Origin of the sequence: Aeromonas sp. S9(2024) (genome assembly GCF_041403185.1) — a bacterium.
GTDB lineage: Bacteria > Pseudomonadota > Gammaproteobacteria > Enterobacterales > Aeromonadaceae > Aeromonas > Aeromonas enteropelogenes.
Map to the genome: position 1 here is coordinate 64,884 of NZ_JBGLRE010000011.1, position 25,377 is coordinate 90,260.

Here is a 25,377-nt window from a genome sequence, read left to right on the forward strand (position 1 = left end):
GCCATCTGCCAGCCTGACGGCATAGCTTGAAAGACAAAGCCCCCACCTCGCGGTGGGGGCTTTTTTGATCCCAGCTGGCAGGCAAAAGTTCATTCAGACGAGGTGAGCGAGCATGGTCAGGCCAGGGGAGGGAAATTCAGATTGGGGGGGCAGGCCGCGGGGGGATGGCAGCGCCCATGGTCATTCAGGATTGAAGATGACGTGAGCAAATAACGGGCAGCAAAAAGGGGAGTCATGCTCCCCCGGATATGATTGGACACTTCGTCCTGCTGTCCTGTCACCCTGGCGGTGAAAAAAACGACGCCAAGATGATGAAATCATATTTAAGTGGCTTGTGATGGCATCAAGGCTGAAAAATACCTGTTAGTGGCGATTTATCAGGCTTGGCTGACACAAGCGGTCCGGATTGATGTCTCCCTATCCGGCTCAGAACTGTGACAGTGAGGGCAGAGAGACAGCAACCAGGGTGAAAAAGACGGTGAATACCGCAGTCACAACAAATTCTTTCATTTTTTTCTCCCCAAGTCGTTGATTGATGATGTCAAGATACCATACATCAGCCTTAAAACAAGGGTTAAATTTGAGAAAATGATGTCTTTTGTCGTCTGTGACGATGAAGGCTGTATTTTTACAATATGGAGCTCGTTTAATGGGCATGGTAATAGTTGGGGAACATCTTTCTTGTTTGATGATATTTAATTCTTTTGAATTCATATGCTTATGCGCTCATTTATCCTTCTTTTTTGTGGGTTTTATATGATTCCTATTCGTTAAATGGCACTTATCTAACTGAAAAGGAGTGCTTTTGGTTGACTAAAAGTGCGTATGAACTGGATTTGACAGGGTGTGACATGGATATCTCATCCACTGGATATCACCGAGCGTCATTTCACGGTCAGGCCTTGTCATATCAGGCTTCTATTCGCAGTGAACTGCATCCGAATTTGCAGAAAAGGGCCCGTTTTCAGGTGCGTTGACCGCATAACAGAGGCTGCGGAGGTGTATGTGTGCATTTTATCGCCACCAATATAGTGGTGAGACCGGTTAGCCTGTCTAGTGTGTCAGGGCAAGTCGCTGGTAGTGACTGATTGGCACGGAAGGTCAGGCTGGAATGCTCTGCCTTACATTGGGTCAGCATAAGCAAGGTGGGCGTCTTGGCTGTCGTGCACAGCGGTACGCAAGAGAGCAGGGGGAGACATAGTTGGTGATGGGGAGCGCGTCTTTGTTGAGTCGCGAATGTTGAGCCGCGAGCCTGACAGGTACAAGCGCTTGGCGCTTTGCGTTTCTCCTGAGCAGAGGCAGGCACATGTTGTGCGGATAAGAGCTCGGCGCAATGGGGTTGGCCATCAGGAAGAAATAAAAAAACCCTCCGGGTGGAGGGTTTTTATCAGACTGGCCTGTTTGGGCTGATATGCCTTAGAACAGGGTGGTGGAGAGGTTGTAGAGCTCCTGATCGAAGGGGCGCTTCATGTTCTCGATGCAGTCGATGATGTCGTGGTGAACCAGTTCGTTGCGCTGGATACCGACGCAGCGACCACCGTGGCCGGCCAGCAGCTGTTCGACGGCATAGGCGCCCATACGGCTGGACATGATGCGGTCACGGGCCGTCGGGGCACCGCCACGCTGGATGTGGCCCAGGATGGTGGCTCGGGTTTCGCGGCCGGTCATGGCTTCGATATCCTTGGCCAGTGCATTTACGTCGGTAACGTGTTCACAGATGGTGATGATGGCGTGCTTCTTGCCTTTGACTTCACCTTCCTTGATCTGTTGCAGCAGCTTCTCTTTGTCGAAAGCCACTTCCGGCACGATCACGTATTCGGCACCACCGGCAACGGCGGCAGACATGGCCAGATCGCCACAGTGACGGCCCATGATCTCGACTACGGAGATGCGGTGGTGGGAGCTGCAGGTGTCGCGCAGACGGTCGATGGCATCTACGACCACGTTCAGGGCAGTATCAAAACCGATGGTGAAGTCGGTGCCGGCGATATCGTTGTCTATGGTGCCCGGCAGGCCGATGCAGGGGAAACCCTCTTCGGTCAGCTTCTTGGCGCCCATGTAAGAACCGTCACCGCCGATCACCACCAGAGCGTCGATGCCGTGCTTTTTCAGGTTCTCGATCGCTTCAGCGCGAACGGCCGGATCTTTGAAGGCGGGGAAACGGGCAGAACCCAGGAAAGTACCACCACGGTTCACCACGTCGGAGACGCTGTGGCGCTCCAGCTTGACGATGCGATCCTGGTGCAGACCGAGATAGCCATCATAGATGCCGTACACTTCCAGGCCATGATGCAGGCCGGCGCGCACCACGGCGCGGATGGCTGCGTTCATACCCGGCGCGTCGCCACCACTGGTCAGAACACCAATACGTTTGATTTGTTTGGTCATGAGTGCCTCTGGATCTGAGTTGTCAAATACGAATGTTTGGAAATAGACAAGCCATTTTTACTATATCGGCTTTCGTATGGGATGCGGGGGCCACCATAGGAAAAGCGATACGCAGGAGGGGGCAAGCGCCCCCTCCATGGCAGCCGATTACTTGGCCGCGCCAGCAATGATCTGGGAGAAGTCGTCCACTTTCAGGGACGCACCACCCACCAGGCCACCGTCGATGTCCGGCTGACCGAACAGGTCGGCCGCGGTCGCGCCAGTCACGGAACCACCGTACAGGATCTGTACCTTGGCAGCCACGTCCGCGTCAAAACCGGCCAGGTACTGACGGATGTGAGCGTGAACGGCCTGGGCGATTTCCGGGGTGGCAGTCTTGCCGGTGCCGATGGCCCATACCGGCTCGTAAGCGATGACGGCGTTGGCGAAGGAGGCGATACCGCAGCGGTCGATAACAGCCTTCAGCTGGGTCTCAACCACCTGGTTGGTGGTGCCGGCCTCGAACTGGGCCAAGGTCTCACCGATGCACAGAACCGGTACCAGACCGCCTTTCTGGATGGCTTCGTACTTGGCAGCAACCACGTCGTCGGTCTCTGCGTGCAGGGTGCGACGCTCGCTGTGGCCGACCAGAGAGTAGGTGCAACCGAAGGCTTTGAGCATGGAGGGGGCGTTTTCGCCGGTGAAGGCACCAGATTCGTGCACGTCAGCGTTCTGGGCGCCGTAGGCAATCTTGGTGCCGGCAGTCAGCTGTTCAACCATACCCAAAAAGATAACAGGGGGGCAGACGGCGACTTGAACAGAAGGATGAGCGGCAGCCGCCGGGGTCAGTCCTTTGATCAGTGCTTCGACGGAAGCCTTGGTGCCGTTCAGTTTCCAGTTACCCATTACCAGGTGCTGTCTCATCTTCTATATCTCCTAGGCATTTGATTGCGCGACATTATATGAATTGAACCGAGCCCAAGATAGCTGACCCGGCGGCAAATGACGTAATTTTTTTTCGCTTTCCTGATCCAAATCAGGAATGAAACGCTTGATCGCTCATTCGTTAACCTGCCCCCGCAAGCGTGCCCACCATACCCCAATCCATTCGTGAATGGCAGCCTCGGAATACATCAGATAACGCCCCTTGGGCAGATAACTATAGAGAGGCTGGGGCTCCTGGCTCTGCTTGGCGGTGTAATCGGTGGGGGCCGGCACGGCATTGAGTCCCTGTCCCTGATAGAGGGCCATGGCGCGGGGAAGATGGGTGGCTGAACTCACCAGTGCGACCCGTTTTCCCTTGAGATGGCGGCTGATACTGACGGCTTCATCATGAGTATCTTTGTTGTTTTCAAACAACGTGATCCGTGTACGCGGTATGCCGAGGCTCTGTGCCATGCGGGCATTGACCTCGGCGTTGGAGAGGGGATCCCCCGACACATAGCCTGAGAAGATCAGCTCGGCATCGGGATAGGCCTGGGCCAGGCGTACTCCTTCCAGAGTGCGGGCCAGGGCAATGTTGTTCTGCCAGGAGCGCTCGGGGATCGCCGGATCGCTGACATGACCGTTACCCAGTACCACGATGGCCTGGATGTCCGGATGCTGGCTCACCTCGAAGGGGGGGAAGGTCTGCTCCAGCGGGCGGGCCAGCTCATAGCTTATTGGGCGCGAGCCCATCAGGGCGACGATGAGCAGGGAGAGGGTTGCCAGCAGCTTGCCGGTTTTCTGAAAGCGTGTGAACCAGAGCAGCAGCAGGGCCAGCAGCAACAAGGAGAGAGAAAAGGGGAGCGGCATCAGCAGCTGGCCAAGCCACTTCTTGATGGCAAAAAAGTTGAGCGCAAACACGGCACTATCGTCCTTGAGTTTTCAGCAAATTCGGGATGTGACAGAATACCTTCCTTTTTTTGTATGGCCAGAGTTGAGTTTCTCTTGAAGCAAGATCAGAGTTTTGACGGTCGCGCCGACAAGTTCGCCCGCAATATTTATGACTCCACCAAGGGGCGCATTCGTACCACTATCGTCTGGAGTGACATCGAGGCCTGTCTGGCCCGTCTTGGCAACCGGCCCCTGCGCATCCTGGATGCGGGGGGCGGATTTGGCTACTTTGCCCAGAAGCTGGCGGCCATGGGCCATCAGGTGGAATTGTGCGATCTCTCCGCCGAGATGCTGGCGCTGGCCCGCAGCCAGATCGCCGAGCAGGGGCTGGAAGACAGAATCCGTCTCATCCATTGTCCCATTCAGGATCTGAAGCAACACGTGACCGGCACCTTCGATCTGGTGCTCTGTCACGCGGTGCTGGAGTGGCTCGCCGAGCCGCGCCAGACCTTGCTCGGTCTGTTCCCTTTCGTCAATGCCGGGGGCATACTGTCGCTGCTTTTTTACAACCGCCATGGCCTTCTGTTTCAGAGCTTGGTGGTGGGCAACTTTGACTATGTGCGCCTGGGTCTTCGCAAGAAGCGCCAGACTGCCCTGACCCCCACCAATCCCCAGCTGCCGGAGCAGGTCTATGACTGGATTGGGCGGGGTGGGCTCAAGATAATCGGCAAGACCGGGGTGCGGGTGATCCACGACTACATGCGCCACAAGCAGGATCAGGTGGAAAAATTCGACGATCTGCTGGCCATGGAGCAACAATATTGCCGCCAGGAACCGTTCGTTGCCCTGGGGCGCTATATCCATGTGATGGCGCAAAAGCCCGCCAGCTGATAGACGTGTCCCTGTTTTTATCGGTGGGATGCTGCCAAAGGCAGCTGTGAACGGGTTGCCGCTTGCATTTGATAGCACGACGAGATGGCCGGATTGTTCTGATAAGGCCATCCAATGGATAACAACGAGATGGCCGGATTTTCCGATAAGGCCATCCAAATGGATAACAACGAGATGACAACGTCATGATGAGTACATCCCGTACCCTGCCCGAGCGTTCTTTGCCGGAGATAGTAGGGTGGGTCAGGCAGGAGGGGTTGGCGCTAAACCTGCCCACCGACCGGCTGGCCTTTCTGATTGCAATCAAGACCCTGTCCGAAGATGAGTCGGATCTGTCGGAGGCGGCGTTGCACGACGCCTTTGGCTACGTCAGCAGTGCTTTTGGCCAGATGGACGAGACCCTCACCGGCCGCGCCAACAACGCCATCAACGATCTCATTCGCCAGCAGTTGCTGTCGCGCTTCAACACCGACATGGTGGCGGGAGAGAGCCTCTACCGCCTGTCGCGCCTTGGCATGAGCATCGTCGATTTCTTCCTGGATCAGCGCCAGGTCGACTCCATCAAGCTCTCCATTTTGCTCGAGCACCTGGCGGCCGAGCTCGACACCGCCCGCAAGGCGGCGCTCGAGACCAATACCCGCGAGCAGTGGGATGCGGAGGTGCTGCCGCGCCTCACCTTCTCCCTGGAAGAGACCCTGGGACGCATCGATCTCACCCAGCGCGCCATGGATGAGCAGCAAAATCAGGTCAAAAGCGAGATCGCGGCCCTGCTGACCCAGAACTGGGTCGATGCCATCCACAGCTGCGAAAAACTGCTGCACGAGACCGGCCAGACCCTGCGCGAGTTGCAGGATACCCTGGACGCCGCTGGCCACCGCCTGCAGGCGGGGCTGCTCAACATTCAGGAAGCCGCCCAGGGGCGCGAGGATCTGTTCCACGTCGAGGAGCTGACTCACGCCTTGCAAGGACGGCTCGACGTCATCACCTCCTGGGGCCAGCAGTGCATCGAGCTGTGGGCCCGCTACGACAGGCACGTCCACAAGTTCATCCGCAACGCCATCGACATGGACAAGAACCGCGCCTTCAGCCAGCGGCTGCGCGAGTCCATCCGCAATTTCGATCAGCACAACTGGCAGCTGCGGGTGGCCGAAGAGCCGCGTTTGCTGGAGCTGCGCGACGAGACCATCGCCATCCACGACGAGGAGGTGACCGGCGAGGTGCCCCTCGAGATGGAGTACATGGAGATGGTGGACATCAACCAGGAGCTGGCCGAGCGTATCGAGCGCTACCTGGCCCGCTATCCCGAGCAGGGTCAGCAGCTGGATTTGGCCGACGTGCTGCGGGAATACCTGCTGGACTACCCGGCCCACGCCCACTTCGACGTGGCGCGTCTTCTGATTGACCAGGCCGTGCGCCTGGGCCATGCCAGCGGCGAGCGCGAACTGCATCGCCAACCTGCATGGAAACCCATTAACCAAGCTGGATCCAAGGTTCAGGCCTATGTCATTGATCAATACTGAGTTTCCCTTGCCGCTGCGGCTCGCAGAGGCCATTGCCAACCCCTTGTTTCCGCGCATCGATACCGCCTTGCGCTCCGGTCGTCACATCAGTGCCGACGAGTTCGAACAGCACTCGGCACTGGTGGAGTATCACCAGGAGCTGGAGATCTTCTACGGCCGCTATCAGGTCGAACTCATCAAGGCGCCGGAAGGCTTCTTCTACCTACGTCCGCGCCCCAGTGCCGACATCGGCACCACAGTGCTCTCCGAGCTCGATATGCTGGTGGGCAAGGTGCTTTGCTACCTCTATTTGAGCCCTGATCGCCTCGCCTCGGAAGGGGTGTTTGCCATGGGCGAGCTGCAGGAGGAGGTGCTGAGCCTGGCCGACGAGAAGCAGCTGCTGCGGATGGTCAACAGCCGCTCCGGCGGCACCGATCTCGACAAGAAGAAGCTGCTCGAAAAAATTCGCACCTCCATGCGCCGGCTGCGTCGCCTTGGTATGATCACCGCCCTTGGCAACGGGGACAAATTCCGGGTCAACGAATCCGTGTTCCGCTTCGCCGCCGATGTGCGTTCCGATGAGGATCCCCGCGCCGTCCAACTGCGGATGATCCAGGAAGGGGAGGCCATCTTCCACGACGACGAAATGCCGAGCAGCGACTCGCTGTTTGACGATATCGAGGCGGACCTCGATGAAGAACAACTGGATCTGGAGGTATAAAAGGTGCGAGGCAAGTTCAAATCCCTGACCATGGTCAACTGGAACGGCTTCTTCGCCCGGACCTTCGATCTCGACCAGCTGGTCACTACCCTCTCCGGCGGCAACGGCGCGGGCAAGTCCACCACCATGGCGGCCTTTATCGCGGCCCTCATTCCCGATCAGTCTCTGCTCCATTTTCGCAACACCACGGAGGCTGGATCGAGCAGCGCCTCCCGTGACAAGGGGCTCTACGGCAAGCTGCAGCGCGGTCACTGCTACTCAGTGCTGGAAGTGATGAACAGCCGCGAGCAGCGGATCTGGGTCGGCGTGCATCTGGAGCAGGTGGCCAACCGTGACAACAAGGTCAACATCACCCCGTTTGCGCTGGTGGATGTGCCGGACAATCTGGTGCCCACCGATCTGCTGCTGGAAAAACTCGAGGATGGCAAGGGGCGGGTGCGCGCGTTTGCCGATCTGAAAGGGGCGGCGGCGGAGCTCGGCGCCATCAAGGTCGCCAAGTTCAATACGGTGACCGACTATCACAACTTCATGTTCGAGTTCGGCATCACCCCGAAGAAGCTGCGTGATCAGAAGGATCGCGGCAAGTTCTACCGTCTGATCGAGGCCTCCCTCTATGGCGGTATCTCTTCGTCCATCAGCCGATCCTTGCGTGAATACCTGCTGCCGGAGAACTCCGGCGTACGCAAGGCGTTCCAGGACATGGAGGCGGCCATCTACGAGAACCGCCGCACCCTTGAGGCTATTAAAGAGACTCAGGGTCAGCGGGATCTGTTCAAGAACCTCATTACCGAGACCACTCACTATGTGGCGGCGGATTATGTGCGCAATGCCGCCGAGAAGAACCGCCTCTCCGAGCTGGCTCTCAAGGCCCGCCAAGAGCTGGCAGGTAAACGCCGCCTGCTGGCCGAAGAGAAGCAGCGCGCCATCTATCTGGCCGACGAGGTGGAGCAGCTCACCAACCGCGAGAAACTGCTGACCGACGAGCTGGAGTCCGCCGCCGAGCACCTGGCCAAGGTGCTGGCCGCCGTGGCACTGCAAAAGAAGATCGAGATGTACCGCGCCGATCTGGCGGATCTGTCTGACAAGCTGGAGCAACAGCAGGCGGTGGTGGAGGAGATCCACAGCCAGTTGCTGGAGGTGGAAGAGCGCAAGGAGCTGGCCCAGACCGAGGTAGACAGCCTCAAGACCCAGCTGGCCGACTATCAGCAGGCGCTGGATATTCAGCAGACCCGCGCCATCCAGTACCGTCAGGCGGTGCAGGCCCTGGAAAACGCCCGCGAGCAGTGCGAGCTGCCTGGGCTGACTGCCGAACAGGCGAGCGACACCCTGCACCAGTTCCGCAGCTCCGAGCAGAGCCTCACCAGCCGGGTGCTGGGGGCCGAGCAGCAGCTGGCGCTGGCCAAGGCGGCGGTGGCCGAGCACGAAGCCGCGCTGGCGCTGCTTTTGAACATTGCCCCCGAGACCGCCCGCGAGGCAGCCTGGCCTACCGCCCAGGCACTGCTCAAGCGTCATATCGAAGACAAGGCCCGCATCGCCCAGGGGCAGGGGCTGCGCGCCGCGCTGGCTCGCCTCGAGAAAGAGAGCGAAAGCCAGCAGGCGCTGCTGCGCCTGCGTGACGAGCTGCAGCAGGCCTCCGGCCAGCTGATCGCGAGTCAGGACGAGCTGGAGTTGTTTCTTGAGGCCCAGCGTACCCGTCAGGAGGAGCTGGCCGAGCAACAGGCTGAAGTCAATCAGCGCCGCGCCAGCCTCGAGCATCAGGGCGCTCAGCTCGGCCGCGATATCGCGGAGCTGACCAAGCTTGCCCCGCGCTGGCTGAAATCCTTCGAAAAGCTCGAGCAGCTGCGCGAGCAGAGTGGGCTGGCGCTCGCCACCGCCGAAGAACTTTCTTCCGGCATGCAGAGCGTGCTCGACAAGGAGCGTGAGTTCGAGCAGGAGAGCAACCGCATCGCGGCGCAGAAACAGGCGTTGGAGCTGCAAATTCGCAACTTGCAGCTGGGGGCCGGCGAGGCCGATCCGCGGCTGGCCCGCATTGCCGAGCAGGTGGGGGGCGTGCTGCTCTCCGATGTTTATGACGACATCTCCATCGACGATGCCCCTTACTACTCCGCCCTCTACGGCCCGGCTCGCAGCGCCCTGGTGGTGCTCGACCTGGAAGGCGCCATCGAGCGGCTGAAAAAGCTGGAAGATTGCCCGGAGGATATCTACCTCATTCAGGGCAACCCAGACTCCTTTGACGAGGATCTGGTGGAAGCGGACGAGCTGGGTGACGCCGTGTTGGTGCGCACCAGCAAGCGTCAGGTGCGCTTCTCCCGCTACCCCGAGCTGCCGCTGTTTGGCCGCGCCGCCCGGGAAAAACGGATCGAACAGCTCGACCTTGAGCGCGAAGAGCTGATCGAGGGTTACGCCAAGGCCGCCTTCGAGCAGCAGAAGTACCACCGCCTCTACGGCCACTTCCGCGACTTTATTGGCCAGCATCTGGACATCGCCTTCCGCCCCGACCCGGAAGCCGAAGTGCAGGCCAAACAGGCCGAGCAGCGCAAGTTGCAAGAGACCATCGCCGAGTGCAACAAGCAGCTGACCGAGGCCAAAGCGGCTGCCGCCCAGCTGACCCGCCATATCCAGCTGGTGCAGGGGATGCTGCCCTTTGCCCACCTGTTTGCCGAGACAGAGCTGGCTGCCCGCCTCGAGGCGGCTCACGCCGATGTGGAAGCGTTGAAACAGGCCGAAGCCTTTATCGCCAAGCACGGCAAGTCGCTGGAAAAACTGGAAACCATGGTGCAGGTACTGCGCCAGGATCCGCAGGATCTTGCCGCGCTGCAGGCGGCCTATGATGAGGTGAGTGACCTGCTGGCCGAGCAGAAGCGCCGTTGCTATGCGCTCGATCAGCTGGTGGCCCGCCTGCCGCACTTTGCCTATCAGGATGCGCAAGACCTGCTGGGCAAGGCGTCCGAGATGAGCGAGCGGCTCAAAGAGAAGCTTAAAGCCGCCGAGCTGGCGGCCCGCACCGCCGGTGAGCAGCACAAGCAGATTACCCAGCGCCACACCGAGGCGTTGCAGCTGCGCACCGCGCTCAACTCCAGCGTCGAGGCAAAGCGCCAGACCCTGACCGAGTTCGAGCAGGAGCTCGCGGCCATGGGGCTGACCCTCTCTGACGACATGGAAGAGAAGGCGCGTGCCCACAAGAAGGAGATCGAGGAGCTGCTCATTCGCACCCGCTCCCGTCGCACCAGCGCCGAGGCCCAGCTGCAGGTGACCAAGCGCGAGATTGAATCCCTCGGTGGTCGTCTCAAGCTCGAAGGCAAGGATTACTACAGCGCTCGCAAATCCCTGGTGGGTCACAAGGCGAGCTGGTCGCGGGTGGTGCGTCTGGCGCGGGAGACCGACGTCGAGAAGCGTCTGAACAAGCGCGAGCTGGCGTACCTTGACAGCGACGAGCTGCGCTCCATGTCGGACAAGGCCCTCGGCGCCCTGCGGGTGGCGGTGGCCCACGACGAGGCCCTGCGCGATGCGCTGCGACTGTCGGAGGGCAACCGCAGCACCGAGCAGAAGGTGGCCTTCTACGTGCAGGTCTACCGTTACCTGAAAGATCGCATCCGCAACGACATCATCCGCTCCGATGATCCGGTGGAGGCGATCGAGGAGATGGAGATCGAGCTGGCCCGTCTGGCCGATGAGCTCAAGCAGCGGGAAACCCATCTGTCGCTCTCCTCCCACGAGGTGGCGGCCAAGATCACCAACATCATCCGCCGCGAGCAGAACCGCATCCGGGTACTCAACCAGGGCTTGCAGAACATCGCCTTCGGTCTGGTGCGCGGGGTGCGCCTCAACGTCAATATCCGCGAGGCCCACACCCGTCTGCTGACGGCGCTGGCCGACCAAACCGCCATGCATAACGACCTGTTCGCCGACAAGGAGCTTAGCTTCTCCGAGGCGATGGCCAAGCTGTTCCAGCGCCTCAACCCGCAGGTGGAGCAGGGGGATCGCAGCTATCAGGTTATGGGCGACGTGCTGCTCGACTATCGCAACTACCTGGAGCTGGAGATCGAAGTGCAGCGCGGGGCCGATGGCTGGCTGCGGGCCGAGAGCGGTGCGCTCTCCACCGGCGAGGCGATCGGTACCGGTCAGGCCATCCTCTTGATGGTGCTGATCAGCTGGGAGGAGGAGTCCCGCCGTCTGCGCGGCAAGGACATCGCCCCCTGCCGCCTGTTGTTCCTCGACGAAGCGGCCCGTCTGGATGGCAAATCCATTGCCACCCTGTTCGAACTGTGCGAGCGGCAGGATATGCAGCTGCTTATCGCGGCGCCGGAGAACATCAGCCCCGAGAAGGGCACCACCTACAAGCTCATCCGCAAGGTGCAGGGCAAGCACGAACACGTGCATGTGGTGGGCCTGCGCGGCTTCGGCTTTAGCGATGACAAGCTTATCGCCTGACAAAGGTTGACGGGTGAATAAACAAAACGGGAGGCTTGGCCTCCCGTTTTCTATGGAAAATATGCGAAAGTGGACGACTCGTGCGCGAAAGCCGCATTTTGGCAACGAAGCGCCAGCCTGCGGGTCAGGTGGCGCCATCAATATCGGGGAAACAGGATGAAAAGGGGAGTGCAAAAAGGGTTGCTGTTATCGCTTAGTCTGCTGCTGGCAGCCTGTAGCAGCCAGCCTGATGCCGGTCGTGGCGGCAACTGGCAAGGTTATACCGAGACGGGGCTCGCCTCCTACTACGCCGACCGCTACCACAACAAGCGCACCGCCAGTGGCGAGCGCTATCAAACCAATCTCAACACCGCCGCCCATATGACGCTGCCTTTTGGTTCCATGGTGCGGGTCACCAATCTCGCCAACGGCAGGAGCGTGGTGGTTAAGGTCAATGACAGAGGCGCCTTTAAGCGCGGGCGCATCATCGATCTCTCCCGAGCTGCGTTCAGCGCCATCGGCAATACGCGCGCAGGTCTTATCAAGGTAAAGATCGAGGTGATGTAACGAGTGGCGTGAGCCCAAAAATGGTTTCGCTCCCTGCCTTTGACCAACCTGCTCATTTTTCTGTGGAGTTTACTGGCGCCGGTTATGTCAGTTTCGATGGCTCTCGGGTATCGTCCTGATGGACTCGTTCTCTGACTGATAAAGAGGACGGAGTATCCGATACCTATTTTGATGATGTTTCTGGGATGGAGCAGAGTTGATGGAAATTATCAGGGCCGGCATGGATGATCTGGATATCATCAGCCCCTTATTTAACGCATACCGGATCTTTTACGGCCAACAAGAGGATATGACCCTGGCTTGTCATTTTCTGGCCGAGCGCCTGTCACAACAGGAGTCCGTGATCTTTTTTGCCAGAGATAAGCAGGGTGCCGGCATCGGTTTTACCCAGCTCTACCCCTCATTTTCATCCGTCGCCGCCAAACGGATATGGGTTCTGAACGACCTGTATGTCGCGGCGCAGGCCAGGCGCTTGGGAGTTGCCAAAAAATTGATGGATACGGCAAAGGAGTTTGCCATGGCGACAAACGCCAGGGGGCTGGCCCTGGAAACCGCGAGAGACAATTCGGCCGCGCAAAGATTGTATGAGGCCCTGGGGTATAGGAAGGAAGATGGGTATCACTATTTCCTGGCGCTCGATAAATAGCCGTTCGCAGGCGTGTAAAACCAAATACCGGGCAGCCTCTCCTCAAGATGAATGGGGAGGAAAACAGAGCAGGGGACAGAGATGAGGCGATGGCCGGGGATATCAATTCACCAGCGTCCCTTATCGGTATGATTGTGACGTGACCGTGATAGGGGAGCCTGATAGCCCGCCCGGGATGCTGGTGGTCTATAAAAAAGGTGTCGAGATAGTGCGCCAGCCGGTGTTAAAGAGCGAATAGCCATCTCAATGCCATGACGGCGTTTCTCGCCATAACCCGCGGCCAACAGGCCGCTTTTCTATTTGCGTGCGCGATGTGCTCGACAAGTTGTTTGATATGACCCACATGCCCGTCAGCCCTGCGGCACCCTGACTCCTTTATCGAGATAGAGACTGCTGTAGTGGGCGCGGTGGGTGATAAACATGATCTGATGGCGGCTGCCGTCGGAGAGAATGATAAAGTCCCCGGCGAGGGCGGGGCTTTGCAGGCTGATCTCCTGTTCGGGGGCTGTCAGGCGATCGGCTTCATCCTTGAAGGTGAGGGTGTAAGAGTACATATGGCGCTCCACAACAGGCTCATATCAAACACATCATCAAGGCTAGTTCGTGACAACGCCGTGCGCGGCGCCCGTTCGGCGCTCTTACCCTTTATTTAAGGGCAACCCGCGGGGACCGGTGTTATTTGAGGATATGCGGCAATAAAAAACCGCCAGCTGGCGGTTTTTCTTATCGCGTAGCCCTTACTTCAGGGCCTTCTTCAGCTTCTTGATCTTGCTCTCGTGCTTGGCAATCTTGTCGAGGCGGGCGTCGATCTTCTTCTTGATCTCTTTCTTGCTGACTTTGGCCATCGGTGGCGCTCCTTTGCTGTGATGACACCTCGGTGTCGTGGTGGATCTTTCCCTGAGATTGGCCAGAGTGCCACAAGCGGGTTGCCCGGGCCACCCATAGCCGTTTCTTTTTGTTGAAAAAGTAGTCTATTTCGCAGCTGTGGGAGGATTGGGTCAGGGATGTTGATTGTCGTGTACCTGTGCTTTTTCCGGTTGTCAGGGGGCGCTGCGGTTGTGGTCAGCTCTGGTCCGACGCTTGATCTGAGCCATATGATGGACGCCGGAGTACGGCTACCAGGGATGAGGCTCTTATTCTCATAATGATAATGGCGGCCCCGCCCATATCATTTATGTTCCCCACCGCGGGGCCTTGATGATAATTCCTGGTTGGCAAGGGGCGTTTTTATCAATCTTGATTCATGCATTATTCACGGCAAATGACAGAAGCCGCCGACGTGACTGGATAACTCGCTGAAATAATCGTTATTTTTGTGCCTTGCATCACATACTTTTTCCTTTTCTTATTATTCCCCCGCCTTTTTTTAATCTGGCACGCTTATTGATTATCTCTTGTCGACGCTAACCGATGAGCTCACCCACAACCGTGACGCTGGTGACATCGTGAGTGAAAGGGGAGCTATCCATATATCATCCAATGATTGGGGCGAACGATGAAAGCAGTTAACGATTTAATCAAAGAGATAAAGGCACTCAACTCCAACCTGCACGAAAAAGATTTTCTGCTGACCTGGGAGCAAACCCCGCAGGAATTGGAATTGGTATTGAAACTGGCCGAATCCCTCAAGACCCTGCGCGCCGAAAATATTTCCACCAAGCTGTTTAACAGCGGGCTCGGTATCTCGGTTTTCCGCGATAACTCCACCCGGACCCGCTTCTCTTACGCGTCCGCCCTGAATCTCCTTGGCTTGGCCCAGCAGGATCTGGATGAGGGCAAATCCCAGATAGCTCACGGTGAGACGGTGCGCGAGACCGCCAACATGATCTCGTTTTGCGCCGACGCCATCGGCATTCGCGACGACATGTATCTCGGGGCCGGCAACGCCTATATGCGCGAAGTGGGGGCGGCGCTCGACGAAGGGTTCGAGAAGGGGGTGCTGCCCCAGCGTCCGGCCCTGGTCAACCTGCAGTGCGACATTGATCACCCGACCCAGTCCATGGCTGATCTCGCCTGGCTGCAGGAGCATTTCGGGAGCCTCGACAACCTCAAGGGCAAGAAGATTGCCATGACCTGGGCCTATTCCCCGAGCTACGGCAAACCGCTCTCGGTGCCGCAGGGCATCATCGGTTTGATGACCCGCTTCGGTATGGACGTGACCCTGGCCCATCCCGAGGGGTATGACCTGATCCCGGACGTGATCGAGGTGGCCAAAGAGAACGCCAAGGCCTCCGGCGGCAGCTTCCGTCAGGTCACTTCCATGGAAGAGGCGTTCAAGGATGCGGACATCGTCTATCCGAAGTCCTGGGCCCCCTACCAGGTGATGGAGCAGCGCACCGAGTTGCTGCGCGCCAATGACCACGCCGGCCTCAAAGAGCTCGAGAAACATTGCCTGGCGCAGAACGCCAAGCACAAGGATTGGCACTGCACCGAAGAGATGATGAAGCTCACCAAGGGGGGCGAGGCGCTTTATATGCACTGCCTGCCGGCGGATATTTCCGGCGTCTCCTGCAAGGAGGGGGAGGTGACCGAAGGGGTATTCGAGAAATACCGTATCGCCACTTATAAAGAGGCGAGCTGGAAGCCCTATATCATCGCCGCCATGATCATGGCCCGCAAATTCTCGGCGCCTGCCGAAACCCTGGAAAATCTGATCAAGGAAGCGCAAAAGCGCGTCAAATAATGGCAAGTCGGGCAGGGTGGTTATTTCACCCTGCCCATTGCAACAAAGAATTTATTATCGCGAGTCTTCTCCCCGGATAGCCCCTTTGAATAAGGTCTCTCCGGCGAGATGGCTCTTGGTGAAGTCACTCTTCGTGTGGTCACTCTTTGTGAGGTCACTATGTCCCAATTTTCTCTGAAGATGGATATTGCGGATAACCGCTTTTTTACCGGAGAAACATCCCCGTTATTTTCCCGTGTCGAAGCACAAAAGGCCCGTGCATTTCATAAAAAATTGGCCGGATATGAACCGACGCCGCTCTGTGATTTGAAAGCACTGGCGGATTATGTCGGGGTGAAAAATATATTGGTCAAGGACGAATCCAAACGCTTTGGTCTCAACGCCTTCAAGATGCTGGGGGGCGTCTATGCCATCGCCAACCTGCTCTGTGAAAAATACGGGGTGGCCATCGAGGATTTCACCTTCGATCTCATCAAGCGCACCATCAAGGAGCCGATGACCTTCGCCACCACCACGGATGGCAACCACGGCCGTGGTGTCGCTTGGGCCGCCAAACAGGTGGGTCAGCATGCGGTGGTCTATATGCCCAAGGGCTCGGCCCAAGAGCGGGTGGATCACATTCTGAACCTCGGCGCCGAGTGCATCGTCACCGACATGAACTATGACGATACCGTGCGCCTCACCATGAAGATGGCCGAAGAGCGTGGCTGGCACATAGTGCAGGACACCGCCTGGGAAGGGTACACCAGGATCCCGACCTGGATCATGCAGGGTTACTCCACCCTGGCCGATGAAGCGGTCGAGCAGATGCAGACCATGGGCATCCAGCAGCCCACCCACGTGCTGCTGCAGGCCGGGGTCGGGGCCCTGGCGGGCGGCGTGCTCGGCTATCTGGTGGACTGTTTCGGGGCAAGAAACCTGCACAGCATCGTCATCGAGCCGGATCAGGCCGACTGCCTCTACCGCTCCGGCGTGGCCGGCGAGATGGTCAACGTGGGGGGCGACATGCGCACCATCATGGCCGGGCTCGCCTGCGGTGAACCCAATCCCCTCGGCTGGCCGCTGCTCAAGCACTGCACCACCCAGTTCATCTCCTGTCACGACAAGGTGTCGGCGCTCGGCATGCGGGTACTCGGCAATCCCCTTGGCGACGATCCCCGCATCATCTCGGGCGAATCCGGCTCGGTCGGCACCGGGTTGCTGGCGGCGGTGCGCCACCACCCGCAGCGGGATGCCCTGATGGCGCGGCTGGGGCTCAATCAGGATTCAGTGGTGCTGCTGATCAACACCGAAGGGGATACCGACGTGGCCCACTACCGGGAAGTGGTGTGGGAAGGCAAGCATCCCGCCTGCGAGTAACCCCGGTTGCGAGCCACTTCCTGCAAGAGCAGAGACACGAATTGAAGAACTGATCGCGCCCTGTCACGGGGCGTGGTGAAGGGTCAGGGCGGGGCTGGCAAACAGGCCGAACCTCGCACATCAGGTTGTTATGGAGGATCACAATGAGCAAGCAAATTCCGTTTGAAATGGTGTTGGAGAAGGCCTACCAGTACAAGGCCGAGATGAGCCAGTTCCTGCGCGACATGATCGCAATCCCCAGTGAAAGCTGCGACGAGAAGAAGGTGGTGCTGCGCATCAAGCAGGAGATGGAGAAGGTCGGTTTCGACAAAGTCGAGATTGACCCCATGGGCAACGTGCTGGGTTATATCGGCCATGGCCCGCACCTGATTGCCATGGATGCCCACATCGACACCGTGGGGGTTGGCAACATGGCCAACTGGACCTTTGACCCCTATGAGGGGATGGAGGATCACGAGATCATCGGCGGGCGCGGCGCCTCGGATCAGGAAGGGGGCATGGCCTCCATGGTCTATGCCGGCAAGATCATCAAGGATCTGGGGCTGGAAGATGAGTACACCCTGCTGGTGACCGGCACCGTACAGGAAGAGGACTGCGATGGCCTCTGCTGGCAGTACATCATCGAACAGAGCAAGATCCGCCCTGAGTTCGTGGTCAGTACCGAACCGACCGACTGCAACATCTATCGCGGCCAGCGCGGGCGCATGGAGATCCGCGTCGAGGTGCAGGGGGTGAGTTGCCACGGCTCGGCGCCCGAGCGCGGCGACAACGCCATCTTCAAGATGGGCCCCATCCTTGGCGAGTTGCAGGAGCTCAGCCACAACCTCGGCCATGACGACTTCCTCGGCAAGGGTACATTGACCGTCTCCGAGATTTTCTTCACCTCCCCGAGCCGCTGCGCGGTGGCGGACAGCTGCGCCGTCTCCATCGACCGCCGCCTCACCTGGGGCGAGACCTGGCAAGGGGCGCTTGACGAGATCCGCGCATTGCCGGCCGTGAAAGCCGTCGGTGCCGAAGTCTCTATGTACCAGTACGACCGTCCGGCCTATACGGGTCTGGTCTATCCCACCGAGTGTTACTTCCCGACCTGGAAGGTGGAAGAGGATCACATCACGGTCAAGACCCTCTCCAAGGCCTACCGCGAGCTGTTCCGCAAGGAGCCGGTGGTCGACAAGTGGACCTTCTCGACCAACGGCGTTTCCATCATGGGTCGTCACGGCATTCCGGTCATCGGCTTTGGCCCGGGCAAGGAGCCGGAGGCCCACGCCCCGAACGAGAAGACCTGGAAGGAGCATCTGGTCAAGTGCGCCGCCATGTATGCGGTGATCCCCATGCTTTATCTGGCGGAGCTGGATAAGTAAGCAAGAGGGCAGGGATGCCGGCATCCCTGCTACCAACGATATGCCCCGCTCAGGCGGGGCTTGGTGCGTGAAGGGCAACAGGAGTTGAGGGGGAGTGGATGAAACGGCTCATCAAGAACGGCACCCTGGTGGATGCGCAGGGGGAATATCGCCAGGATCTGCTGATCGATAACGGGGTGATCCGGGCCCGCGCCGCCCATATCCAGCCCGATGACGAGACCGAGGTGATCGAGGCCGACGGCTGCTACGTGATGCCGGGGGGGATTGACGTTCATACCCACTTCAACATCGATGTGGGGATGGCTCGCAGTTGCGACGACTTCTTCAGCGGTACCCGTGCCGCCGCCTGTGGTGGCACCACCACCATCATCGATCACATGGGATTTGGCCCGGCGGGGTGCAACCTGCATCACCAGCTGGCTCGCTATCACGATTATGCCGCCGATCAGGCGGTGATCGACTACGGTTTTCACGGCGTCATTCAGCATGTGGATGACGACATTCTCCGCGAGATGGCCGCCATGGTGCAGAAGGAGGGGATCAGCAGCTTCAAGCTCTATCTCACCTACCAGTACAAGCTGGGGGACCACGACGTGCTGCGCGCCCTGGCCCGCCTCAAGGAAGTGGGGGCGCTTGCCACCGTGCACCCCGAGAACGATGCCGCCATCGCGGCGCGCCGGGCTGCCTTGCTGGCTGCCGGCCACTGTGAGCCCTGGTATCACCCGCAAAGCCGCCCGCTGGAGTGTGAAGCCGAGGCGGTGGCTCGGATGATCAATCTGGCGGGGCTTGCTGGCAATGCGCCCCTTTATATCGTTCACCTCTCCAATGGCCTGGGGCTGGAGTACCTCAAGCTGGCGCGCCGTCAGGGCCAGCCAGTCTGGGTGGAGACCTGCCCGCAATATCTGCTGCTGGATGAATCCTGCTACCACCTGGAGAACGGAGTTGACTACCTGCTAAGCCCGCCGCTGCGTGGGCGTTGCGAGCAGGACAAGCTGTGGGTCGGGCTGGCGGCCGGGGATATCGATACGGTGGCCACCGATCACTGCAACTTCTCCCACGCCCAGCGCATGACCCTCTCGGGGGGGGATTTCAGCCGCTGCCCCAACGGCCTGCCCGGGGCCGAGAACCGCATGCTGCTGCTGTTTGCCCACGGGGTGCTCGGCGGGCGCATCACGCCGTCCCGCTTCGTGGCCTTAACCAGCGCCAACCCGGCGCGCCTGTTTGGCCTCTGGCCGCGCAAGGGCAATCTGCAACCGGGGGCCGATGCCGATTTGGTGGTGATGGATCCCCGCGGTGAAACCCTGATTTCCCATCAACAGCTACATGACAACGGCGACTACAGCCCCTATGAGGGGATGCGCTGCCAGGGCCGGATCAGGCTGACCCTGAGTCGCGGCGAGATAGTGGCCCGCGACGGCGAGTTTCTGGGGCGGCGCGGCCATGGCCGTTTTCTGGCCCGCGCCCCCTTTGCCCCCGAGCTCAATTCGCTCCTGTATCCGGCGCCGCACTAGCATTTTGAGAACACCGCCCAGGGGCGCCTGCCCGTGGGGCGAGAGCCCCGCATGTTGGCAGAACAGTTTTTTCATAAAGAGATAGATGAACACAAAGGGAGCCGACCGCGCGCCGGCTTCTCCCATCACTGGAGAGCACAAGATGAAACAGCGAATCGTACTGGCCCTTGGCGGTAACGCGCTGGGCAACAACCTGCCCGAACAGATGCAGGCGGTGCAGGGCACGGCGCGCACCATCGCCGACCTGATTGCGAAGGGGCATGAAGTAGTGGTGACCCACGGCAACGGCCCGCAAGTCGGGATGATCCAGCAGGCGTTCGAGGTGGCGGCCCGCCACGACGAAAAGGCGCCCCATCTGCCCATGTCGGTCTGCGTGGCCCTGAGTCAGGGGTATATCGGTTATGACCTGCAAAATGCCCTGCGCGAGGCGCTGCTCGAGCGCGGTATCCATAAGCCGGTTGCCACCCTGGTGACGCAAGTTGAGGTGGATAAAAACGACCCCGCCTTCCAGGACCCGAGCAAACCCATCGGCGGCTTTTTCAGCAAGGAGGAGGCCGAGGCGCTGATGGCCAAAGGCGAGCGCCTCAAAGAGGATGCCGGTCGCGGCTATCGCCGGGTGGTGGCGTCCCCCAAACCCGTCGACATCATCGAGAAGGATACGGTCTCGGCCATGCTGGCGGCGGGGCAGGTGGTGATCACGGTCGGTGGCGGCGGCATTCCGGTGCTGCGCGAGGGGAATCATTTGCGCGGTGCCAGCGCGGTGATCGACAAGGATTGGGCCAGTGCCAGGCTGGCGGAGCTGATTGATGCCGACATGCTGATCATCCTCACCGCGGTGGAGAAGGTCGCCATCAACTTCGGCAAGCCCGACGTGCAGTGGCTCGACACCCTGAGCGTGGCGGATGCCCGGGGCTTTATCGAGCAGGGGCAGTTTGCCAAGGGCTCCATGCTGCCCAAGGTGGAGGCGGCGCTTTCGTTTGCGAGCTCCATGCCGGGGCGCAAATCCCTCATCACCCTGCTGGAGAAGGCGGCCGAGGGGATCGCCGGCAAGACCGGCACCCTGATAAGTCAGTAGGCTCGATCTTGTCAGCACAACCAAGGGGGCCATCGGCCCCCTTTCTGTTGGCTGGCGCAAGGGATTGGCAGACGGGAAAAATAAGTCGGCAAGTTGTGATCCGCGATGGGCAGGGTGACAGGAGCGGCGTAAGATGGCTCCCCCAAAAGCGGGCTGATTGGCGATAGAAGAGGCAACAAGGCAAGCAATGAGTAGCAAGATCAACATGGCGGCGCTGGGGGGATTGGTCCTGCTCACCGCCATCTGGAGTTACAGCTGGATCGTGATGAAGCAGGTGATGCTCTACGCGGGGGCCTTCGAGTTCACCGCCCTGCGCTGCCTGTGCGGCTCTTTGGTGTTGCTGCTGGTGCAATGCCTGCGTGGCCGCAAATATCTCACGCCAACCCCGTTTCGCTACACCCTGGCCATCGGGTTGTTTCAGACCTGTGGCATGGTGGGGCTGGCCCAGTGGGCCCTGATCAGCGGCGGGGCGGGCAAGGTGGCGATCCTGAGCTACACCATGCCGTTCTGGGTGGTGATCTTCGCGGCGCTCTTTTTGGGTGAGCGGATGCGCCGACTCCATTACGTGGCGGTCGGGGTGGCCGCCTGCGGTTTGCTGCTGGTGATCGAGCCCTGGCAACTGCACCTCGACTCCATGAAGAGCGCACTGCTGGGGATTGCTTCCGGCATCTGCTGGGGGATCAGCGCCATCATCGCCAAGCGGATGTATGCCCGTCATCCCACCGTGGATCTCATGTCCCTCACCACCTGGCAGATGATTTACGCCACCCTGGTGATGGCGCTGGTGGCGGCCATGGTGCCGGAACGCCCCATCGACTGGCAGCCCTATGTGTTTGGCGCGCTCGCCTACAGCGCCATCTTCGCCACGGCGCTGGCCTGGAGTCTCTGGCTGTTTGTGCTGAAAAAACTGCCGGCAGGGATTGCCGGGCTCAGTACCCTGGCGGTGCCGGTGAGCGGCGTGTTGCTCTCCTGGTGGTTGCTCGGCGAAAACCCGGGGCCGGTGGAGGGGAGCGGCATCGCTTTTATCGTACTGGCGCTTGTCGTCATCAGCCGCAAGGGCAAACGCTCCGTGGTGTCGGTGGCGGGGGAGACCCGGGTCAAGCAGGGTTGAGTCGTATTGCTGGTAAAGGCATAAAAAAGGGCCCGCCATTATGGCGGGCCCTGTTGTCTTTGTGTCTGCTTATCTGCGCTGGGCCAGGTGCATCATGGCTTCCAGCACGGCGCCGCCAATCGCTCGGGCCTTGTCCGACACCGTAGTGGCATCGGCCCGCTCGCCCCTGGGGTCGATATCCCCGATCTTGAAGCCTACCGGTACCTCTATGCCGTCACTCAGCAGGCCCCGCACCATGCCTGACAGCGGCGCGATAATGGGAGCGTCCCCCACGTGGGCGATCACGTCCCCCTCCTGCACCAGATCGCCGAGCTTGATCAGGCTCTTCATTACCCCGGGGGCGGGGGCACGCACCACCCGGCGGGCGGAGTGCCCCTCGATGACCCCGGGAATGCCGGTATTGGGCTGGGCGGGGCCCTGATAGATGACCCGGCCCAGATGGTGGCCGCGGTTGGTCTCGATCACCGCATCGCAGTCGCGCCCCGCCTCAAAGCCCGGGCCAAGGGCCACCGTGATGGGGGCCATCTCCCTGTGGGTGCCGAGGTTCTGCTTGGCGAGGATGGCATCCACCAGGTAGCGGGGCTTGAGATCGCGCAGGGTGGCGCCCTCGGGGTCCACCAGCAGGGGGATGATCCCCTGCTCCAGCAGCGCAAAGGCCTGCTCGACACTCTCGGCCCGCTTGGCGCGCACTCCCTCGACGCAGGTCTCGCCGTCAAACATCCCTTGGGCGAAGGCGACGGTGCGGCGGATCACCGTGGGCTTGTCGAGATCCAGCATCACCACCTTGAAGCCCGCATTGTGCAGGCGTAGCGCCACCCCGGTGGCGATATCGCCTGAGCCGCGCATCACCACCAGCCGATCCTGTTTGAGGCGCACATCGTCCTGCATCAGGCCGCCCGCCTTGCCGTTTTTCACCTGCAACAGCTCGGCGAGGATGCTGATAGCGATCTCCTCCGGAGTCTCGGCCCCTATGTTGTAGCCGATGGGGGCGTGCAGCTGCTGCAACTGCTCCTGACTCACCCCTTGCTGGCGCAGCGCCTGGGTGAAGGTTTGCACCTTGCGCTTGCTGGCGAGCAGCCCCAGGTAGGCGAGGGGACGGGTGATGAGCCGATCCAGCGCCTCCTTGTCCTGATGGTTGGTGGCGATGATGACGAAGTTGGCGGGCTCGATGGCCAGCGCCTCGATGACGGCGCTGATGGTGTCGGCCTGCTGAAGATGAGTGCCTGCGGGGAAGAGATCGGGGTTGAGGCTCCCCTCGAAGCAATCCCCCACGTGGATGTCAAAGCCCAAGGGGGCCGCCGCGTGAGCGAGCGCCCGATTGACATGACCGGCGCCGATGAGCACCAGCCGGGGACGCAGGCCGTAGACATCGATATAGACCGACATGGCGCCGCCGCAATCCGAGCCCACCGCATGTTCGCCGTTGCGGGCCATCCGACCGTGGAAGATGCGCGGCTTGCGCTCGGCAATGGCGGCGATCGCCTCCTCGATCACCCGTCGCTCTATCATGCCACCGCCGATGGTGCCGTGGATCCGGCCATCACCCTCGATCAGCATCTGGGCCTGATGGCGCGGGGTGGAGCCGCGGCTCTCGATGATCCTGGCCATGGCGAACGGGGTGTTTTCTTGTTCCAGCCGGGCGGCGTGTGCAAACAGATTCATAAGGTACCTCTTGTTATCCTTAACCAAACCGGGACCTGGTGGCTAAACCGGCTCTCCGGGTATGAGCGCGATGGCGTGGCGGATGGCTTGCGGTTCGCGCACCGCCCCCTGCCAGATGGCATGAAGTTCGGGATGACGGGCCAGCAGGTTTATCAATGGCGGCTGCCATGACGCCTCATTTTGATAATCACCGTTGATAAACCAGATCCGTCGCGCCCTTGCAGGGGTGCCCTTGAACACCCCGTCGGGGTGGGAGAGCAGCCTATCGAACAGCAGCCAATCCAGCGGTTCACCTGGCGCAATCCCGCATAAAGCCTGAAGCTCGGCCCAGCGGTGGATCTGCGCCGGGTCGGCCTTTGCCCCTACCATGGCGCCGCCCACCAGGGCTATCACCCAATCACTGCTTCCTGGAATGCAAGGTTCGTGCAAAGCCGGCACTTTCAATAACTTGTGATGGGCGCCGTCCGCCTCGACCAGGATGATGTCGAAGCGCTTCTGCCCCTTGATGAGATCAAGCTGCTGGGGTGTGGGGCCTGCTACCTTGCCGCTGGCCTGCTCGATATGGCTGAACAGGGCGACCAGGGTCGGGCCATCGGGCAGTTGCTGACAGCGGGTCAGCTGACGGACCGGATCCGCTTCGATGATTAGCTCCCGATAGTGGGACGGGGAGGGCAGAAACATCCGGGTGGTGGTGGTGATCAGCACTTTCTTGCCCTGTTGATGGAAATAGTCGGCCAGCCAGAACAGGGTGCTGGTTTTACCGCCGGCCCCGCACAGACTAATTAATGTGGTATGGCTATCACTATTTTTTATGAGCTGGCCTAATAATGAGGAAATATCCGGAAAGGGGATCGATACAGGAGCAGGTAATGACATGGTGATGTCCGAATTAAATAAAGAAGGAAGCGAGAAACAGTCTGCCAATCGAAAAGAATCGTGCGACTGCGTAATGACGGCGGCGGGATTGTCCTCCCGAATGGGTAGCTGGAAAATGATGCTACCTTACGGTTCGGGGACAATACTTGATGCAAGTCTCAAAAATGCCCTGGTTTGTTGTGAGCGGGTCATTCTGGTGGTGGGATATCGCGGCGACGAGCTGATGGCCCGTTATGGCGGGCGGCGCGATATCCTGATCGTGAATAATCCCGATTATGAACAGGGGCTGGGCAGTTCCATCCGCTGCGCCCTGGCGGTGAGCGAGGCGGACTACCTCTTTATCAGCCACGGGGATCTCCCTTGCATTCCTCCCTGTGTGTTCCAGACGCTCTGGCAGGGGCGGGGAGAATATGCGCTTTTTCCGACCTGGCAGGGGGAGGCGGGTCACCCGGTATTGTTGCCAAAATCCCTTGCCAGGGCGCTGGCGGCGGCTCCGGCGCAAGGTTCGGTGCGGCGCTGGCTGCAGCAGCATCCTCACCGTCTGGTGCCGGTCGAGAGCCCCGCCATCCTGTTTGATGTGGATACGCCGGACCGTTATCAGGCTCTGCTGGCGCAGGCGCCGACAGTAGGTGCTGAGATGCCCGCATCCACTCTTTAAGCAAGCCTGCCTGACAAAGTAGCCGCAGCTCATCTCTTGCTTTTCCTTTATTCCGGCAGCATCCGTGCATCTATATATGGCGGCCGACAGGGGCGCCATTATCGTGATAAAGGCGATAATTTTGGCCGTATCAAAGTGATATGGACACCTGCCTGATTTGATAGC

20 protein-coding genes are annotated in these 25,377 nt (G+C 59.9%); 13 read left to right on the forward strand and 7 right to left on the reverse strand.

Annotated elements, in window-relative coordinates:
• Nucleotides 1-426: 426 nt before the first annotated feature.
• From ACB028_RS16735 to elyC, 4 genes are all read right to left on the reverse strand, one after another.
• On the reverse strand, nt 427-714 hold the full coding sequence (locus tag ACB028_RS16735) for a hypothetical protein (RefSeq protein WP_371144770.1): 288 nt from the start codon (nt 712-714) through the stop codon (nt 427-429).
• Nucleotides 715-1,416: 702 nt separating this feature from the next.
• The gene (gene pfkA / locus ACB028_RS16740) at nt 1,417-2,388 is read right to left on the reverse strand and encodes a 6-phosphofructokinase (protein ID WP_026457843.1); all 972 of its coding nucleotides are present in this window, start codon (nt 2,386-2,388) and stop codon (nt 1,417-1,419) included.
• 147 nt (nt 2,389-2,535) lie between these two features.
• Nucleotides 2,536-3,291, reverse strand: coding sequence for a triose-phosphate isomerase (gene tpiA / locus ACB028_RS16745; RefSeq protein ID WP_026457842.1), 756 nt, complete (start codon nt 3,289-3,291; stop codon nt 2,536-2,538).
• A gap of 135 nt (nt 3,292-3,426) precedes the next feature.
• Complete coding sequence (elyC, locus tag ACB028_RS16750; RefSeq protein ID WP_082037486.1) at nt 3,427-4,212, reverse strand: envelope biogenesis factor ElyC; 786 nt, start codon at nt 4,210-4,212, stop codon at nt 3,427-3,429.
• 84 nt (nt 4,213-4,296) lie between these two features.
• Here elyC and cmoM point away from each other — a divergent pair, with 84 nt between their 5' ends.
• The 6 genes from cmoM to ACB028_RS16780 all read left to right on the forward strand — a co-directional run bounded on the left by cmoM (nt 4,297) and on the right by ACB028_RS16780 (nt 12,916).
• Complete coding sequence (gene cmoM, locus ACB028_RS16755; RefSeq protein ID WP_371144771.1) at nt 4,297-5,073, forward strand: tRNA uridine 5-oxyacetic acid(34) methyltransferase CmoM; 777 nt, start codon at nt 4,297-4,299, stop codon at nt 5,071-5,073.
• A gap of 185 nt (nt 5,074-5,258) precedes the next feature.
• Complete coding sequence (mukF, locus tag ACB028_RS16760) at nt 5,259-6,593, forward strand: chromosome partition protein MukF (protein ID WP_371144772.1); 1,335 nt, start codon at nt 5,259-5,261, stop codon at nt 6,591-6,593.
• Nucleotides 6,574-7,293, forward strand: coding sequence for a chromosome partition protein MukE (gene mukE / locus ACB028_RS16765; protein ID WP_026457138.1), 720 nt, complete (start codon nt 6,574-6,576; stop codon nt 7,291-7,293). The genes mukF and mukE overlap by 20 nt, the downstream gene beginning before the upstream one ends.
• Nucleotides 7,294-7,296: 3 nt before the next feature.
• Nucleotides 7,297-11,724 (forward strand): chromosome partition protein MukB, encoded by a 4,428-nt coding sequence (gene mukB, locus ACB028_RS16770; RefSeq protein WP_371144773.1) that lies wholly within the window; start codon nt 7,297-7,299, stop codon nt 11,722-11,724.
• 156 nt (nt 11,725-11,880) lie between these two features.
• Nucleotides 11,881-12,270: a septal ring lytic transglycosylase RlpA family protein gene (locus ACB028_RS16775; RefSeq protein ID WP_185378217.1), complete on the forward strand. Its 390-nt coding sequence runs from the start codon at nt 11,881-11,883 to the stop codon at nt 12,268-12,270.
• 199 nt (nt 12,271-12,469) lie between these two features.
• Nucleotides 12,470-12,916: an N-acetyltransferase gene (locus ACB028_RS16780; RefSeq protein WP_223380456.1), complete on the forward strand. Its 447-nt coding sequence runs from the start codon at nt 12,470-12,472 to the stop codon at nt 12,914-12,916.
• Nucleotides 12,917-13,266: 350 nt separating this feature from the next.
• On the opposite strand, the gene ACB028_RS16785 is transcribed toward ACB028_RS16780, so the two are convergent.
• Nucleotides 13,267-13,470 (reverse strand): hypothetical protein, encoded by a 204-nt coding sequence (locus ACB028_RS16785; RefSeq protein ID WP_026457241.1) that lies wholly within the window; start codon nt 13,468-13,470, stop codon nt 13,267-13,269.
• A gap of 941 nt (nt 13,471-14,411) precedes the next feature.
• Between ACB028_RS16785 and ygeW the strand changes: the two genes are divergently transcribed.
• The 6 genes from ygeW to ACB028_RS16815 all read left to right on the forward strand — a co-directional run bounded on the left by ygeW (nt 14,412) and on the right by ACB028_RS16815 (nt 22,016).
• Complete coding sequence (gene ygeW / locus ACB028_RS16790; protein ID WP_026457240.1) at nt 14,412-15,599, forward strand: knotted carbamoyltransferase YgeW; 1,188 nt, start codon at nt 14,412-14,414, stop codon at nt 15,597-15,599.
• Nucleotides 15,600-15,758: 159 nt separating this feature from the next.
• Entirely contained in the window at nt 15,759-16,958 is a 1,200-nt protein-coding gene (gene dpaL / locus ACB028_RS16795) for a diaminopropionate ammonia-lyase (RefSeq protein ID WP_201939671.1), read from the forward strand.
• 143 nt (nt 16,959-17,101) lie between these two features.
• Nucleotides 17,102-18,319, forward strand: coding sequence for a YgeY family selenium metabolism-linked hydrolase (locus ACB028_RS16800; protein ID WP_371144774.1), 1,218 nt, complete (start codon nt 17,102-17,104; stop codon nt 18,317-18,319).
• 98 nt (nt 18,320-18,417) lie between these two features.
• Nucleotides 18,418-19,830 carry a dihydropyrimidinase gene (hydA, locus tag ACB028_RS16805; protein WP_371144775.1) on the forward strand — a complete coding sequence of 471 codons (1,413 nt, stop codon included), beginning with the start codon at nt 18,418-18,420 and terminating at the stop codon, nt 19,828-19,830.
• 142 nt (nt 19,831-19,972) lie between these two features.
• Nucleotides 19,973-20,905 carry a carbamate kinase gene (gene arcC / locus ACB028_RS16810; RefSeq protein WP_223377811.1) on the forward strand — a complete coding sequence of 311 codons (933 nt, stop codon included), beginning with the start codon at nt 19,973-19,975 and terminating at the stop codon, nt 20,903-20,905.
• 187 nt (nt 20,906-21,092) lie between these two features.
• Nucleotides 21,093-22,016, forward strand: a complete 924-nt coding sequence (locus ACB028_RS16815; protein ID WP_223377809.1) for a DMT family transporter — start codon at nt 21,093-21,095, stop codon at nt 22,014-22,016.
• Nucleotides 22,017-22,085: 69 nt separating this feature from the next.
• Here the strand turns inward: ACB028_RS16815 and yqeB are convergent, their stop codons facing one another.
• Both yqeB and yqeC read right to left on the reverse strand, forming a co-directional pair.
• Nucleotides 22,086-23,678: a selenium-dependent molybdenum cofactor biosynthesis protein YqeB gene (yqeB, locus tag ACB028_RS16820; protein WP_371144776.1), complete on the reverse strand. Its 1,593-nt coding sequence runs from the start codon at nt 23,676-23,678 to the stop codon at nt 22,086-22,088.
• 42 nt (nt 23,679-23,720) lie between these two features.
• On the reverse strand, nt 23,721-24,554 hold the full coding sequence (yqeC, locus tag ACB028_RS16825; RefSeq protein WP_371144777.1) for a selenium cofactor biosynthesis protein YqeC: 834 nt from the start codon (nt 24,552-24,554) through the stop codon (nt 23,721-23,723).
• A gap of 73 nt (nt 24,555-24,627) precedes the next feature.
• Between yqeC and ACB028_RS16830 the strand changes: the two genes are divergently transcribed.
• The gene (locus tag ACB028_RS16830) at nt 24,628-25,212 is read left to right on the forward strand and encodes an NTP transferase domain-containing protein (RefSeq protein WP_371144809.1); all 585 of its coding nucleotides are present in this window, start codon (nt 24,628-24,630) and stop codon (nt 25,210-25,212) included.
• Nucleotides 25,213-25,377: the final 165 nt, after the last annotated feature.

What these genes read in the sequence shown, in the direction of transcription:
- ACB028_RS16735 (WP_371144770.1), bottom strand. Translation starts at nt 714, where the DNA reads ATGAATTCAAAAGAATTAAATATCATCAAACAAGAAAGATGTTCCCCA.
- pfkA (WP_026457843.1), bottom strand. Translation starts at nt 2,388, where the DNA reads ATGACCAAACAAATCAAACGTATTGGTGTTCTGACCAGTGGTGGCGAC.
- tpiA (WP_026457842.1), bottom strand. Translation starts at nt 3,291, where the DNA reads ATGAGACAGCACCTGGTAATGGGTAACTGGAAACTGAACGGCACCAAG.
- mukF (WP_371144772.1), top strand. Translation starts at nt 5,259, where the DNA reads ATGATGAGTACATCCCGTACCCTGCCCGAGCGTTCTTTGCCGGAGATA.
- mukE (WP_026457138.1), top strand. Translation starts at nt 6,574, where the DNA reads ATGTCATTGATCAATACTGAGTTTCCCTTGCCGCTGCGGCTCGCAGAG.
- ACB028_RS16775 (WP_185378217.1), top strand. Translation starts at nt 11,881, where the DNA reads ATGAAAAGGGGAGTGCAAAAAGGGTTGCTGTTATCGCTTAGTCTGCTG.
- ACB028_RS16780 (WP_223380456.1), top strand. Translation starts at nt 12,470, where the DNA reads ATGGAAATTATCAGGGCCGGCATGGATGATCTGGATATCATCAGCCCC.
- ACB028_RS16785 (WP_026457241.1), bottom strand. Translation starts at nt 13,470, where the DNA reads ATGTACTCTTACACCCTCACCTTCAAGGATGAAGCCGATCGCCTGACA.
- ygeW (WP_026457240.1), top strand. Translation starts at nt 14,412, where the DNA reads ATGAAAGCAGTTAACGATTTAATCAAAGAGATAAAGGCACTCAACTCC.
- dpaL (WP_201939671.1), top strand. Translation starts at nt 15,759, where the DNA reads ATGTCCCAATTTTCTCTGAAGATGGATATTGCGGATAACCGCTTTTTT.
- ACB028_RS16800 (WP_371144774.1), top strand. Translation starts at nt 17,102, where the DNA reads ATGAGCAAGCAAATTCCGTTTGAAATGGTGTTGGAGAAGGCCTACCAG.
- hydA (WP_371144775.1), top strand. Translation starts at nt 18,418, where the DNA reads ATGAAACGGCTCATCAAGAACGGCACCCTGGTGGATGCGCAGGGGGAA.
- arcC (WP_223377811.1), top strand. Translation starts at nt 19,973, where the DNA reads ATGAAACAGCGAATCGTACTGGCCCTTGGCGGTAACGCGCTGGGCAAC.
- ACB028_RS16815 (WP_223377809.1), top strand. Translation starts at nt 21,093, where the DNA reads ATGAGTAGCAAGATCAACATGGCGGCGCTGGGGGGATTGGTCCTGCTC.
- yqeB (WP_371144776.1), bottom strand. Translation starts at nt 23,678, where the DNA reads ATGAATCTGTTTGCACACGCCGCCCGGCTGGAACAAGAAAACACCCCG.
- yqeC (WP_371144777.1), bottom strand. Translation starts at nt 24,554, where the DNA reads ATGTCATTACCTGCTCCTGTATCGATCCCCTTTCCGGATATTTCCTCA.
- ACB028_RS16830 (WP_371144809.1), top strand. Translation starts at nt 24,628, where the DNA reads ATGACGGCGGCGGGATTGTCCTCCCGAATGGGTAGCTGGAAAATGATG.